Source organism: Mycobacteroides franklinii (assembly GCF_001853795.1).
In the GTDB taxonomy this organism is placed as follows: domain Bacteria; phylum Actinomycetota; class Actinomycetes; order Mycobacteriales; family Mycobacteriaceae; genus Mycobacterium; species Mycobacterium franklinii.
In genome coordinates this window covers 203,480-216,442 of the sequence record NZ_MLIK01000019.1, presented here as the reverse complement: position 1 = coordinate 216,442, position 12,963 = coordinate 203,480, and the positions used below count along the sequence as shown (strand labels likewise).

Here is a 12,963-nt window from a genome sequence, read left to right as displayed (position 1 = left end):
CTTCTAGCTCGGGCTTCACCCAAGAAGCCTGATGAGCTGTCTCTGTTCGCGATTACGCAGGCCCACAACGCTTCTGCCCTTGTCGCGGCGTGCTCCGCGTGGGTGCCGTGGTCCGTGCTGGGATTCCCGGTTCAGGAGATCGGTCCTTCTCTTCCGGATCGACCTTGGCCTCGTCGGGCTTCCGTACCTACTTTCTACACTGAGACAGCGGTCACATCAAGGGGTAATCGTCAAGGTCATTGCATTGTTACCTGCGCGCAGTAAGTGACACGTGTGCACTATTACGGGCGCAACTTGCGGATCAACGAATAGGTAAGTGCCCCAGCGGCTATCGCGCTCAGGCCAACGGCGGCCGTGGTGGCGGCCGCGGCGCCGGACGGAACGGGTATCCGGTCGCCGAGCGATACCGGCCGCGAGAAAGTCAGAACCGGCCACCCGCGCGCCATGGATTCCTTGCGTAGTGCGCGATCTGGATTCACGGCTGTCGGGTGACCGACAGATTCCAGCATCGGTAGATCGGTGATCGAATCGGAGTAGGCGTAGCAGTGTTCCAGCGGATAGCCCTCGCGTTTGGCGAGCTCCTGGATCGCGGCGACCTTGCCTTCTCCGTAGCAGTAGAAGGCGACATCGCCGGTGTACTTGCCGTCCTCCACGACCATGCGCGTCGCCATGGCGTGGGTGGCGCCAAGGGCACGCGCGATGGGCGCGACGATCTCCTCACCCGAGGCAGAGACCACCACCACATCGCGGCCGCAGAGCTTGTGATCGGCGATCAGATCCGCGGCCTCGGCGAACACCAAGGGGTCGACGATGTCGTGCAGCGTCTCTGCCACGATCGCCTTGACCTGTTCGACGTCCCAGCCCGTGCACATGTTGGTGATGTGCGTGCGCATGCGATCCATCTGGTCGTGGTCGGCGCCGGACAGCAAGAAGAAGAATTGGGCGTAACTCGATTTCAAGACGGCGCGTCTATTTATCAGGCCTTGGTCGAAGAAGGGCTTGCTGAAGGCGAGGGTGCTCGACTTCGCGATCACGGTCTTATCCAGATCGAAAAAGGCTGCCGTCCGGGGTGCCGACACGGTGTCCGTGGACTCGATGATGGCCTCGGTATCCCGGTCTTCAACAGACGGAGTGGATCCGGGTGCTGTTGCGTGATCGGTCACAGGTCGAGGATAGATCTCGCGGACACTATCGTCGGGTCCATCTGGAAAGTCCCAGTTCAGCCGGGGTAGTCTGGTAACACGGCTGCGCCAGAAGAAGGGTTGCCTTTCTTTCGCTTTTTTCGGCCGATTGGTCTTGCCACCCTCACCCGGTTCGTGTGTATAGTGGGGTTACTCGGCTATGCCGAGTGTGTCTCAGCCCGACCCCCCGGGGCTGAAGCACGACGACCCTCGCCTCCTCCCCCCCTGGCGAGGGTCGTCCTCTTTTCTGGGGACGTTTATCACCGATTTTTGCGGTTCACTTCGGATCTATCCACAGATTCGCGCCTATCCCCAATCTCAATGTGACCTCTGGCACCCCCGTGGCGCAACCTCGAGGGTGGAGCGCGTGGAGGGAAATGCGGGGGAGCCGATCGTGGTCGCCGTGGGCGATCGGCAGCTGAGCAACGAGATTGAACGGATCGTCGCCGCGACCGGCAGGCCGTTGATTCTCGCTACCGATGCCGGCTCGATCGGCCGGCAGGCCTGGACTCGAGCCGGCGCGGTGGTGCTCGATGGTGCGGACCCGTCAACAGATGCGGTGGCCGAGCTGCCGCGGCGACGGCGGGTCTTGCTTATCTGCAGGGCCGAGCCGACGAATGAGGTATGGCGCCGGGCGGTGGAGGTGGGCGCCGAGCTCGTTCTTGTCCTGCCCGAGGACGAGGGCAGGCTCATCGATGCCTGCTCGGCGATACCGCTCACCGCCTCGACGGGCCGCGCTCCGGTGATCGCCGTGATGGGTGGACGTGGTGGGGCAGGCACGTCTGTCTTGTGTGCGGCGATTGGTCTGTGCGCACCGAACGGCGCGCTGATCGTTGACGCGGATCCGCTTGGCGGCGGAATCGATCTGCTGCTCGGGTGGGAGGACGTCGATGGCCTGCGCTGGCCGGATATCGATATGCGCAGTGGTCGGGTGAGTTTCGATGCCCTCCGCCGCGCACTGCCGCACCGTCGCGGACTTGTTGTTCTGTCAGGGGATAGGACGGGTGGCGGAGGCAACGTTGAGACGATTGCCGGGGTAATCGACAGCGCTCGTGAGGCCGGAGTGCCTGTGGTCGTGGATCTTCCGAGGCGGCTAGGGGCGACAAGTGTGGCCGCGTTGGAGCGCGCTGACCTGGTGGTGGTGTTGACACCTGCGGAAGTCAGGGCCTGCGCCGCGGCAGCGCTCGTGGTGGCTGCGGTACAGGCCACCAACCCGAATGTCGGTGTTGTGGTGCGTGGTCCGGCTCCGGGCGGACTGCGTGCGGCCGAGGTGGCCGACATCGTCGGAGTACCCCTCATCGCCGCGATGCGGCCGGAACCGAATCTTGCCAGTCGCCTCGACAACGGTGGCTTGCGGCTATCGCGACGTTCCCCGTTGGTGGGCGCCGCGCAGTCGGTGCTGGCGCTTGTCTCGCATGAGGGAACGGCGACGGCGGCATGACCGGATCGTTGATCGACCGCGTCCGTGAGCGGCTTGCCATTGAGAATGTCGCGCTGCGCCCTACCGCGGTGGCCGCGGTGATACGTGCCGAATCCGGTGGAGTACTGGGTGATAGCGATGTGCTGCAGAACATAAAAGAACTCCAGAGTGAGCTGGCCGGTGCCGGCATCCTGGAACCACTGCTGTGCGCGGAGGGCACAACCGATGTCTTGGTCACCGCACCGGATCGAGTCTGGGTGGATGACGGTCAGGGATTGCGGCTCACCGCTGTGCGATTCGCCGACGAGGCCGCCGTGCGTCGCCTCGCGCAGCGCCTCGCTCTCGCGGTTGGGCGGCGCCTCGATGACGCGCAGCCCTTCGTCGACGGGCAGCTGACGGGTGTCGGTCCATCGCGCTCGGTGGTCCGTCTGCACGCTGTGCTCGCCCCCATCGCAGCAGGCGGGACATGCGTCTCGCTGCGTGTATTACTGCCTACCGCGAAGGGTTTGGAGCAGCTGATCGCCGACGGCACCGTCGCTGAAGAAGCCGGAAAGCTGCTCCACGGGATGCTGGCCGCGCGACTTGCCTTTCTGGTGACCGGAGGCACCGGCGCGGGCAAGACCACTTTATTGTCAGCCCTGCTCGGGGCCGTCGACCCGTCGGAACGCATCATTTGTGCCGAAGATGCCGCCGAACTCGCGCCGCGTCATCCGCATGTGGTCACGTTGGCCGCGCGCGCCGTCAACGTCGAAGGCGTGGGGGAAGTGACTCTGCGCCAGTTGGTACGTCAAGCATTGCGAATGCGTCCCGATCGAATCGTGGTGGGGGAGGTGCGTGGTGCGGAGGTGGTCGAGCTGCTCACCGCGCTCAACACCGGTCATGACGGTGGTGCGGGCACCGTCCACGCGAACGCCCCGGCGGAGGTCCCCGCGCGATTGGAGGCGCTCGGGGCGCTCGGCGGACTCGATCGCGCAGCACTGCATTCACAGTTCGCCGCGGCCATTCAATGTGTATGCCACATAAGGCGATTCGGAAATGTTCGGCGACTGACTGAGATTGCGGTGGTGCGCAAGGGTGAGGATGGGATCGCGCGGGTGATACCCGCGTGGAAGATCGACGGCGGGCAGTGTCCGGGCGCGGAGCAGCTAGCCGCGTTGATCGCCCGGAGCGTGGCATGACAACAGAGGCTCTGCTGCTGCTTTCCGCGGCGCTACTCATTGCACCGCAAAGGCGCTCGCGCCCGGGGCGGGGCGGAAAGAGTCCGATGCGGTGGAACTGGAAACTGGTGGCGACACCATTGGGCGGCCTGGTGCTGGCGGCCCTATGGCTGTTGCCCCTCTCCGTGGTGACGGCAGTGGGTGTAGTGGTCGCGACGATGGGCGTGCGCTGGCGCCGCCGTCGCCGATCGATCCTCGGATCGGAGGAACTGGCCAGCACGGAATCCGGACTCGATGTGATTGTCGGTGAACTCAGGGTCGGGGCGCATCCGGTGCGGGCGTTCGAGACCGCCGCCGCGGAGGTCGGCGGGCCGGTCGGCGAGGTATTCGCTGCCATCGCCGCTCGGGCCCGCTTGGGGGTGAATCTGGATCCGGCCGTGCCGAGGGCAGGGCCGGTGGTATCGCAATGGGATCGGATCAGCCGTGGGTGGACACTGGCGCAGCGCCACGGTCTTGCCGTTGCCGATCTTCTCGACGCATGTAGGACGGATTTGCAAGAACAACAACGGTTTACCGCGCGGGTGAACGCCGGCCTTGCCGGTCCGCGTGCGACAGCGGCCGTGCTGACGGGTCTTCCTGTTGCCGGAATCGGGCTCGGGCAGATGATCGGTGCCAAACCGCTCAGCGTGCTGTGTTCGGACGGTGCGGGTGGAGCACTGCTGGTCGTCGGCGTGATGCTGGCCTGCACCGGGTTGTTGTGGTGTGACGGGATCACCGGGAAGGCGTTGCGATGATCGCGGCCCTGCTGATGCTTGCGGCGGCGATATTGACCGCACCCGGGACATTGCGGGCACGAGCAGTGACACCACGTGGCAGACGGCCCGCGCCCAGGGATCGTGACGTCACCGAAAAGGGGCTGTTGGGAATGGCATTCAGCCTCGACATGCTCAGCGTGTGTCTGCGATCCGGGATGCCGGTTGCGACCGCGGCGCTGGTGGTGGCATCGTCGGCGCCGATTCAGCTGGCCCGGATTCTGAATCGCGCAGGAGAGATGCTTGCCTTGGGCGCACCGGCGTCGGCGGCCTGGACCGATACCGGCACACCGGATGATCCGGGATACGAACAGCGGCAAGCACTGACCAGATTGGCGCGGCGATCGGCTGATTCCGGGGCGATGATGGCCGACGGTATTGCCTCGTTGGCCGTGCAGTGCCGTCGGGATGCACTGGATTCCGCGGTGGCCACCGCGGAACGGGCCGGCGTGCTCATCGGTGCTCCGTTGGGACTGTGTTTTCTACCGTCATTCGTTTGCCTGGGCATCGTGCCCGTCGTCATGGGATTGGCGCGGGACGTGTTCAGTAGCGGTGTGCTGTGACCCGTGGACGAGCCGCGGGACCAATAGGGAGGGAATCCATTGATACGCAACATATTGACCAAGCTCCGTCGACAGCTGGTGGTGGTCGTCGAGTCGGAGGACGGCATGTCGACCGTGGAATATGCGATCGGGACGATCGCTGCGGCGGCGTTCGGGGCGATTCTCTACACGGTGGTCACCGGGGATTCGATTGTCAGTGCGCTCACCAACATCATCACCCGCGCGCTCAACACCAGCGTCTAGGCGACGACACCGGGGCCGTGACGGTCGAGGCCGCGTTCGGTATCGCGGCATTGGTGGCGGTACTGGTGATGTGTGCCAGCGGAATTCAGGCGGTGTCGATGCAGGTGCGTTGTGTGGACGCCTCTCGTGAGGCGGCACGGTTGGCGGCGCGTGGGGATGACGCCGACGCGCGATCGGCGGCGCACCGGATCGCTCCTCGGGGTGCAGTGGTTGAGGTTCGGCGCGAGGGTGGCTATGCGGTGGCACGAGTCACCGCGACGAGTCGGTTGTTGCCGACTGTTTCGATTGCCGCCGAGTCGGTTTCGGCGATGGAACCTGAGGGCTGATAACGGCTCGGCGACCATTGTTGCGGTGGCGATGATGGCGGTGCTGTTGGCGTTGACGGCTGGGGGCGCCGCGGTGGGCACAGCCGTGGTGGCGCGACATCGTGCTCAGGCCGTGGCGGATCTGTCGGCGTTGGCAGGGGCGCAACACGCTCTCTACGGCGTCGCGCCTGCGTGTGTGGAGGCTGCCGCGATTGCCCGGCGGATGGGTGCGGCCGTGACCCGCTGCGCGGTGGAAGACCTCGATGTTGTTGTTGCCGTGTCTGTTCCGGTGATGCTGGGCCGGTTCGGTGTGGGCTCGGCACGAGCGGCCGCCCGGGCGGGACCGGTCAGCTGAAGACGGTGACGGAGGTACTGATCAGCGTTTGGTTGTCGAGTGCGGTGCGTCGAGATAGGGCGCTACCGCGGCATAGAAGATTTCCACGTAGATGTTGACCATGTGTCGCCGGTCCAGGTCGGGACGGGATTGCCACCAAAGCCCAAGACGTTCCGCCGCCCCGGACATGGCGTGCGAGAGTCCTTCGGCGAACAGCTTGGGTATGCCGGGCTGATCCTTGGTGATCAGTGCGTAGATCGTCTCGATGTTGTCTGACCGCAGCGCGGAAAGCTCTTCACGCGACTCGGCGGGCAGCACCGCAGCGCTCCCATAGATGAGTTCCCACCGCTGCGGCTGAGTCTCCACGAGCGCAAAAAAGAGATCGGCGGCAGCGGCGAACTGCTCGCGCACCGTCAGCGAGGGATCCACGCGCTGCACCAGGGCCTGCGCGAAGTCGACATGGGCCCGACGGGCGCAGGCCACGTACGCCCCGTCCTTGGTTTTGAAGTGGCGGTAGGCAATCGGCTTGGTGACACCTGCGGCGTGGGCAATGTCACTCAACGACACAGCGGCGAATCCGCGCTCGAAAAACAGCTGTTCGGCGGCGTCCAACAGGTGCGCATGGCGCTCCACCCACGGTCGACGCGACCCTGCGCCGGACGTCGGGCTTGCCTCCATGAGTCAACAGCCTAGCCGACTTGTTACTGTTGGTAACAAGAGTTATGTTACCAACAGTAACAACGAGATGTGCGCTGCCAATCCTGAGGAGGATCGCGTGTTCGCTGTCCATGCCGTTCTAGCCAGGTGTGCTCAGTGACGAGCCGACGCAGACGGTCAAAAGGCCAGGCCGGGCGAATTCTCGGCACGTTGTGGATGCCGTTGGTGGCGCTACTTGTCATCGCGGTCGTTGGCTTCGGGGTGAATCGCATTCGGGAGAAGTCGCAGGCGATCAGCCACCCGCCGTCCACGCGGCCGATTCCGGCCACGGTTGTGCAGATCAATCCCAAGAACGTCACCTACGAGGTGTTCGGCAATTTGGGAACTAGCGGGAAGGTGTCCTATGCCAACCTCAATAGCGAACCTGTCGACGTCGTGCTGACGTCGCTGCCGTGGTCGGTCTCTGAAACCACGATGTCGTCGGCGGCCTCGCTGAGCCTGGTCGCTCAGGTCGACGGGGACTCGTTGGGATGCCGGATTCGGGTCAACGGCGAGGTCCGCGAGGAACAGGTCGTGAATCATCCCAGCGCCGCGGTTGCGTGCACGGTGACGGCAGCATGACATCGGGTCAGCAGCCGCCGGAGGACGAGACCACGGGTCCGGTACTGGTACCGCCCGCACCGCCGATAGCGAAGGAGCCCGAAAAGCGCCCTGGGCCAGTGCGATTGCTCCGCGTGCTGGCGATCCCGGTGGTGATTTTCTGGGTGGCGGCCGCCGCGGCACTGAACATCTTCGTGCCCACCCTGGAAGAAACGACGGCGGCCAACGCCAAGGCCATGATTCCGCGCGACGCGCCCTCGTCGGCCGCTGCCATCACGCAGGGCCAGGACTTCCAGGAGTCCGACTACACGAGCATGGCGGTGATTGTTCTCGAGACACAGGGCCGCACGCTCGGCGAGCAGGACCACAAGTACTACGACGAGATGGTTCGCCGTCTGCTCGATGACAAAGAGCACGTGCAGTCGCTGATGGATCTGTGGGGTGACCCGGTCACGAGGTCGGGTCAGCAGAGCGCAGACGCGCAAGCCGCGACGCTGACCGTGCGGCCCGCAGGCGATCTGGGCGACGCCGACTCGAACAGGTCGATCAAGGCCATCCGGGGCATCATCGACCAGCTGGACAAGGAGAAGCCCGAGGGGCTCAACGTGTACGTGAGTGGTCCGGCGCCGTTGGCCTCGGACACTCTCAATGCCGCCGACGAGAGCATGGTTACGTTGACGGTCGTCACGGTCGTGGTGATCATCGCGATGCTGCTCATCGCCTACCGCTCCATCACCCGGGCAATCATCCCGCTGTTCGGAGTCCTGATCACGCTGGCCACAGCCCGCGGTGTGGTCTCGCTGCTGGTCGAAAATCACATCATCGGGATCTCGTCGTTCGCGATGAACATGGCCGTATCGCTTGTCCTGGGTGTGGCCACCGATTACGGCATCTTTTACCTGGGCCGTTTCCAGGAGGCGCGGCGCGCCGGAGAGGATCGGGAGTCGGCGTACTACACCTCGGTGCGCAGTGTGGCCCACGTTGTTCTGGGCTCGGGTATTGCGATATCCGGTGCGTGCCTGTGCCTTAGTCTCACCACGCTCGACTACTTCCGGACCTTGGGCCCGCCGTGCTTCGTGGCGATGGTTGTCGCCGTTATCGCGGCGCTGACCCTGGGGCCTGCGCTGCTGACGCTGGGCAGCAAGGTGCCCTGGTTGTCTGCGCCGGCCAAGACCAGTCCGGTCTGGCGCAAGCTGGGCACGGCGATCGCCAAGTGGCCTGCCGCGATGATCGCCGTTGCGGCGCTGGTGATTCCGCTGTGTATCGCGAACCTGGCCAACTACACGGTGAGTTATAACGATCGCGATTACGCGCCGAAGAGTGTGGAATCGTCACGAGGCTATGACGCCGCGGACCGGCATTTTCAGCCGAGCCAGCTGTCCATCGACACGCTGTACATCAAGGCCGATCACGATATGCGCAACACCACCGACATGATCAGCCTGGATCGCGTCGCCAAGAATATTGTTCGTACGCCGGGTATTTCGATGGTGCAGAGCATTACCCGCCCGAACGGACGGCCGCTGGAACATGCCTCGCTTCCTTATGCGATGGGGTCGATGGGCACCAAGATCGGCCAGAACCTCGGGTTCTTGAAGGACCGGGTCGCCGATATCGACACCATGGCCGCGCGCATGGGCGACATGATGACCTCGACCAAGAAGATGGCCGAGATAACCGGCCAGCTCTCCGCGGGCACACAGATGTCCGTCGAGGCATCTCGTGGGTTGAAGGCCGCGATGGACAAGACCCGCGATAATCTGGCCAACTTCGACGACTTCTTCCGGCCACTGCGCAATTACATGTATTGGGAGCCACACTGTTTCGATATTCCCATCTGCTGGGCCATGCGCTCACTGAATGAGTCGATCGACAACATCGATGAAGCGACCTCACAACTGGGCCCGATGGTTGATGGGCTTAGCATGGTGGATGCGGCCACCCCGCAGATGATCACCCAACTCAATGCGATGGTGCAGAACATGGGTGTCATGCAGCAGTTGACGCTCACGATGCAAAGCCTGTTCCATGCCACCATCGCGCAGCTGGAGCCGATGATCGATCCGATGGTGGATATGGGGAAGGCCTTCGATAACGCCAAGAATGACGATTTCTTCTTCATGCCGCCGGAGTCGTTCAAGACCAAGGACTTCCAGACCGGTTTGAAATTCATGATGACCCCCGACGGCAAGGGTGCCCGGATCCTGATCTACCACCAGGGCGAGGCCATGAGCCCGGAAGGCATTGATCAGATCCAGCGCGCCGAAACCGCCGCGCATGAGGCCATCAAGGGGACGTCGCTGTCCAATGTTGATCTGCTGGTGGCCGGGGCATCTGCGAATTACCGTGATGTTCAGGCGTTTTCCATGAATGACATCTTGACGATGATGCTGGCCACGTTTGGGCTGGTGTTCCTTATCGTCATGGTCATCACCCGCACCCTGGCCGGTTCGGTGATTGTCTTGATCACTGTGGTGCTCTCTTTCCTGGGCTCCCTGGGATTGGCCGCCTTCATCTGGGAAACACTCATCGGCATTGAATTGCACTGGCTCACACTGCCGATCGCATTCATCGTGCTTGTCGGGGTGGGGTGCGACTACAACCTGCTGTTGCTTTCTCGGTATCGGGAGGAGTTGCACGCAGGTATCCGCACGGGCCTGATCCGCACCATCGCGGGTTCGGGCAATGTGGCGGTCACCGCGGCCTTCGTGTTGGCCGGCACCATGCTGGCGATGCTCTCCAGTGACGTGGTCAACATCGGGCAGGCCGGATCTACCATCTGCATCGGCTTGATCTTCGACATGATGATCGTCCGGCTGTTCCTGGTCATGCCACTGGCCAGAATCCTCGGACCATGGTTCTGGTGGCCCCAGAAACTGCCCGCACGGAAACACGCCACGTTCAGGGATGAGCCCGAACGGGGCCTGCAATCGGGCGAGTCGGAGACCACCCGGGTTTGACGGATTGCCCACATTCTTGACGTGATCACTTGCCGGTCGCGGGCCACAGGACGAACAGTGGCCCGCGACCGGCGAGTGTGGGGTAACCGCAAGGAGTTTCCTGCTTCATTGCCTACCAATGATGTATATGCAACAATGGTCTCATGGTCACAGGTGCTGTCGACGAGATCGCGAGTAACTGCCTGGCGGTCCGCGTCCGGCTGCTCGGCCGGGCCATTACGGGCGTCTACGATCGCGCCCTCGAGGGCCATGATGTGAGCATTGCGCAAATCAACCTCATGGCAGCTCTGGGCAAGATCGGTCCCTGCTCCCCGGCACGCATCGGCGAGGTCTTGCAACTGGAACGCTCGACCGTCAGTCGCAACCTGAGTCTGTTGATCAGGCGCGGCTGGGTAGAAGCCGTGTCGTCGGACGCCAAGGGAGTGCGCGAGGTCGCGTTGACTTCATCGGGTGGTGAAAAGGTCGAGACCGTGATGCCCGAATGGCGGCGAGCGCAAGAAGAGGCTGCGCAGCTCTTGGGATCCGGTGGGGTCAAAGCCGTCCGTACCCTGGCGACCAATATCGGTCTGCTGCCCGGCGATTAACGATCAACATGGTCCACCCATAGTCATCCCAAATGTTGCATATACACCATAAGGAGTACGTCGCAATGCCATCACATGCCACCTCAAAGATCTTCATGATCGGGGCCACGGGTGCCCAGGGCATTCCCGTCGCGCGGGCCCTCGTAGTCGACAAGCAGTATTCCGTCCGATTCCTCACCCGCGATGCCGCGAGTGCGCGGGCACGAGCGCTGCTGGAATTGGGAAATACTTCGGCCCTTGAGGGCACCTTTGCCGACGAAACCATTCTCCGAGAAGGGTTTCGCGGATGCGACGGTGCGTTCATCAACATCGACGGATTCAATACCGGCGAGAAAACCGAGATGTACTGGGCGATCCGCGCCTACGAGATCGCCATCGAGGAAGGGGTCAAGTTCCTCGTGTACGGAAATCTTGACTACGGGCTCAAGAAGGCAGGCTACGACTCCACGTACCGCGTCGGCCACTATGACGGTAAGGGGCGCATCGCAGAATGGATTCTGCTTCAGAATCAGACGAACGCCGAGCGGATGGGTGCGGCCATCTTCACGTCGGGTCCCTACATCGAGATGACGATCTCGCCGCTGACACCCATGGCGCCCACAGTGGAGGACGGCATCGTCACCTGGCGTGTTCCACTCGGCACCGGAGCGGTACCCCATGTCTCGCTTGAAGATTGCGGCTATTACGTCCGGTGGCTCTTCGACAACACCGACCGGTCCAATGGCATGGACCTCGAAGTGGCCATCGACCACATTCCGTACAGCGAGCTTGCCCGGGCGTTCGAAAAGGTCACCGGGCATCCCGCGCGGTACGTAGACACCGATCTGGACGCCTATTGGCAGGGGCCACTTGGCGGCATGGCTGATAGTCCCGCCGGATACAACGCGGACCCGCATGACCCAAGCACCATGACATTCCGCGACAACTTCACCGGCTTCTGGAATCTGTGGAAAGACGGAATCGTCACACGTGATTACGCACTGCTGGATGAAATCCACCCGAATAGGATCCGCACAGCTGAGCAGTGGTTCGCACGTGAGGAGGAATTGGGCAGGGAGCGCGGGCAGGGCAGCCTGTGGGAGCGGGTGCAACCGGAAAACTGGAGTCTGGACGCGGCCATTCTGAAGAGTAGTCAAGACCTGCGGACCGGCAAGCTGTGATAGTCATAGAACGTGATGGACTCTGTCGCGAAGATCTCGGATTCGACTGCACGATAAGAGAATCCCGACAGGCAGTAGCCCGTGCGGTAGCGACCGGTAAATAGGTTGTTCGCGCCCATAGGATGGCAACCATGGGTGAGATGGATGGTTGGCTAGGTGCCAATCGCGCCAACTGGAACGAGCGGGCCGCGATTCATGCGGCCCGTGACGGGTCCGGATACCAGGTTCAGGCGTTCGTCGAAGATCGGTTGTTGCTCTCCGAAGTCGTCCGTTTCGACCTGCCGGTGTTGGGCGATATCGCGGGCAAGAACGCGGTGCATCTGCAATGTCATATCGGTACCGACACCATTTCACTGGCCCGTCTGGGTGCCACCGTGACGGGGCTGGACTTCTCCGAAGATGCCATACGTGAGGCGCGGGTGCTGGCTGCTGAGGCCGGTGATGCCGTGACGTTCGTGCAGGCGGATGTCCATGATGCGGCAAAGGCATTACCGCGCAACAGTTTCGATCTTGTGTACACCGGAATCGGGGCACTGTGCTGGCTGCCGCGCGTCGCCGCGTGGGCCGAGGTGGTGTCGGCACTGCTCGCGCCCGGCGGATCTCTCGTCATACGTGAAGGACATCCCATCCTGTGGTCGATGGATGAATCCCCGGGCGACGAACCGCATCTGCGCTACCCGTACTTCGAGCAGGACCAGCCGCTGGAATGGGATGACGGTCAGACGTACGTCCCGACGGACAAGATCATTCAGTCATCCAAGACCTACGAGTGGAACCACTCGCTGGGTGAGATCGTGATGGCGTTGATCAATAGCGGACTTCGTATCGATCTTCTCCTCGAGCATGACAGTGTGCCGTGGGAGGCGCTACCCGGTCTGATGACAGCGCGGCCCGGTGGCGAATGGGCGCTGACCGAACGATCGGGGGTCATGCCCTTGACCTATACGATCCGAGCCACAAAGCCCGCCTAAGGTCTCCGAAATCTAT

At 63.0% G+C, this 12,963-nt stretch carries 14 protein-coding genes; 12 read left to right on the top strand and 2 right to left on the bottom strand.

Going from position 1 to position 12,963, the window contains the following annotated elements:
• Window positions 1-281: 281 nt before the first annotated feature.
• Window positions 282-1,163, bottom strand: a complete 882-nt coding sequence (locus BKG76_RS08875; RefSeq protein ID WP_109420668.1) for an HAD-IB family hydrolase — start codon at window positions 1,161-1,163, stop codon at window positions 282-284.
• Between the two features lie 385 nt (window positions 1,164-1,548).
• On the opposite strand from BKG76_RS08875, the gene ssd reads away from it, so the two are divergent.
• The 7 genes from ssd to BKG76_RS08840 all read left to right on the top strand — a co-directional run bounded on the left by ssd (window position 1,549) and on the right by BKG76_RS08840 (window position 6,036).
• On the top strand, window positions 1,549-2,622 hold the full coding sequence (gene ssd / locus BKG76_RS08870; RefSeq protein ID WP_070939070.1) for a septum site-determining protein Ssd: 1,074 nt from the start codon (window positions 1,549-1,551) through the stop codon (window positions 2,620-2,622).
• Window positions 2,619-3,779 carry a TadA family conjugal transfer-associated ATPase gene (locus BKG76_RS08865; protein WP_070937328.1) on the top strand — a complete coding sequence of 387 codons (1,161 nt, stop codon included), beginning with the start codon at window positions 2,619-2,621 and terminating at the stop codon, window positions 3,777-3,779. The genes ssd and BKG76_RS08865 overlap by 4 nt, the downstream gene beginning before the upstream one ends.
• Window positions 3,776-4,552, top strand: a complete 777-nt coding sequence (locus tag BKG76_RS08860; protein ID WP_070937327.1) for a type II secretion system F family protein — start codon at window positions 3,776-3,778, stop codon at window positions 4,550-4,552. The genes BKG76_RS08865 and BKG76_RS08860 overlap by 4 nt, the downstream gene beginning before the upstream one ends.
• Window positions 4,549-5,133 (top strand): type II secretion system F family protein, encoded by a 585-nt coding sequence (locus tag BKG76_RS08855; protein WP_070937326.1) that lies wholly within the window; start codon window positions 4,549-4,551, stop codon window positions 5,131-5,133. The genes BKG76_RS08860 and BKG76_RS08855 overlap by 4 nt, the downstream gene beginning before the upstream one ends.
• Before the next feature lie 51 nt (window positions 5,134-5,184).
• The gene (locus BKG76_RS08850) at window positions 5,185-5,376 is read left to right on the top strand and encodes a DUF4244 domain-containing protein (RefSeq protein ID WP_070939069.1); all 192 of its coding nucleotides are present in this window, start codon (window positions 5,185-5,187) and stop codon (window positions 5,374-5,376) included.
• Window positions 5,377-5,444: 68 nt separating this feature from the next.
• A complete protein-coding gene (locus BKG76_RS08845; protein WP_109420819.1) occupies window positions 5,445-5,702 on the top strand; it encodes a TadE family type IV pilus minor pilin in 258 nt (85 codons plus the stop codon).
• Window positions 5,611-6,036: an Rv3654c family TadE-like protein gene (locus BKG76_RS08840; protein WP_083337982.1), complete on the top strand. Its 426-nt coding sequence runs from the start codon at window positions 5,611-5,613 to the stop codon at window positions 6,034-6,036. The genes BKG76_RS08845 and BKG76_RS08840 overlap by 92 nt, the downstream gene beginning before the upstream one ends.
• Window positions 6,037-6,057: 21 nt before the next feature.
• Here BKG76_RS08840 and BKG76_RS08835 read toward each other — a convergent pair whose 3' ends face one another.
• Complete coding sequence (locus BKG76_RS08835) at window positions 6,058-6,693, bottom strand: TetR/AcrR family transcriptional regulator (RefSeq protein ID WP_070937325.1); 636 nt, start codon at window positions 6,691-6,693, stop codon at window positions 6,058-6,060.
• Between the two features lie 195 nt (window positions 6,694-6,888).
• Here BKG76_RS08835 and BKG76_RS08830 point away from each other — a divergent pair, with 195 nt between their 5' ends.
• The 5 genes from BKG76_RS08830 (at window position 6,889) to BKG76_RS08810 (ending at window position 12,947) form a co-directional block, all read left to right on the top strand.
• A complete protein-coding gene (locus BKG76_RS08830) occupies window positions 6,889-7,293 on the top strand; it encodes an MmpS family transport accessory protein (protein WP_070937324.1) in 405 nt (134 codons plus the stop codon).
• Window positions 7,290-10,232: an MMPL/RND family transporter gene (locus tag BKG76_RS08825; protein WP_070939066.1), complete on the top strand. Its 2,943-nt coding sequence runs from the start codon at window positions 7,290-7,292 to the stop codon at window positions 10,230-10,232. The genes BKG76_RS08830 and BKG76_RS08825 overlap by 4 nt, the downstream gene beginning before the upstream one ends.
• A gap of 143 nt (window positions 10,233-10,375) precedes the next feature.
• Window positions 10,376-10,816, top strand: a complete 441-nt coding sequence (locus tag BKG76_RS08820) for a MarR family winged helix-turn-helix transcriptional regulator (protein WP_070937323.1) — start codon at window positions 10,376-10,378, stop codon at window positions 10,814-10,816.
• 65 nt (window positions 10,817-10,881) lie between these two features.
• A complete protein-coding gene (locus tag BKG76_RS08815) occupies window positions 10,882-11,976 on the top strand; it encodes an NmrA family NAD(P)-binding protein (protein WP_070939065.1) in 1,095 nt (364 codons plus the stop codon).
• Window positions 11,977-12,107: 131 nt separating this feature from the next.
• Window positions 12,108-12,947: a class I SAM-dependent methyltransferase gene (locus tag BKG76_RS08810; RefSeq protein WP_236737549.1), complete on the top strand. Its 840-nt coding sequence runs from the start codon at window positions 12,108-12,110 to the stop codon at window positions 12,945-12,947.
• Window positions 12,948-12,963 lie beyond the last annotated feature (16 nt).

Coding starts and splice junctions, on each gene's coding strand:
- BKG76_RS08865 (WP_070937328.1), top strand. CDS start 2,619: ATGACCGGATCGTTGATCGACCGCGTCCGTGAGCGGCTTGCCATTGAG.
- BKG76_RS08860 (WP_070937327.1), top strand. CDS start 3,776: ATGACAACAGAGGCTCTGCTGCTGCTTTCCGCGGCGCTACTCATTGCA.
- BKG76_RS08855 (WP_070937326.1), top strand. CDS start 4,549: ATGATCGCGGCCCTGCTGATGCTTGCGGCGGCGATATTGACCGCACCC.
- BKG76_RS08845 (WP_109420819.1), top strand. CDS start 5,445: ATGTGTGCCAGCGGAATTCAGGCGGTGTCGATGCAGGTGCGTTGTGTG.
- BKG76_RS08840 (WP_083337982.1), top strand. CDS start 5,611: ATGCGGTGGCACGAGTCACCGCGACGAGTCGGTTGTTGCCGACTGTTT.
- BKG76_RS08835 (WP_070937325.1), bottom strand. CDS start 6,693: ATGGAGGCAAGCCCGACGTCCGGCGCAGGGTCGCGTCGACCGTGGGTG.
- BKG76_RS08830 (WP_070937324.1), top strand. CDS start 6,889: ATGCCGTTGGTGGCGCTACTTGTCATCGCGGTCGTTGGCTTCGGGGTG.
- BKG76_RS08825 (WP_070939066.1), top strand. CDS start 7,290: ATGACATCGGGTCAGCAGCCGCCGGAGGACGAGACCACGGGTCCGGTA.
- BKG76_RS08820 (WP_070937323.1), top strand. CDS start 10,376: ATGGTCACAGGTGCTGTCGACGAGATCGCGAGTAACTGCCTGGCGGTC.
- BKG76_RS08815 (WP_070939065.1), top strand. CDS start 10,882: ATGCCATCACATGCCACCTCAAAGATCTTCATGATCGGGGCCACGGGT.
- BKG76_RS08810 (WP_236737549.1), top strand. CDS start 12,108: ATGGGTGAGATGGATGGTTGGCTAGGTGCCAATCGCGCCAACTGGAAC.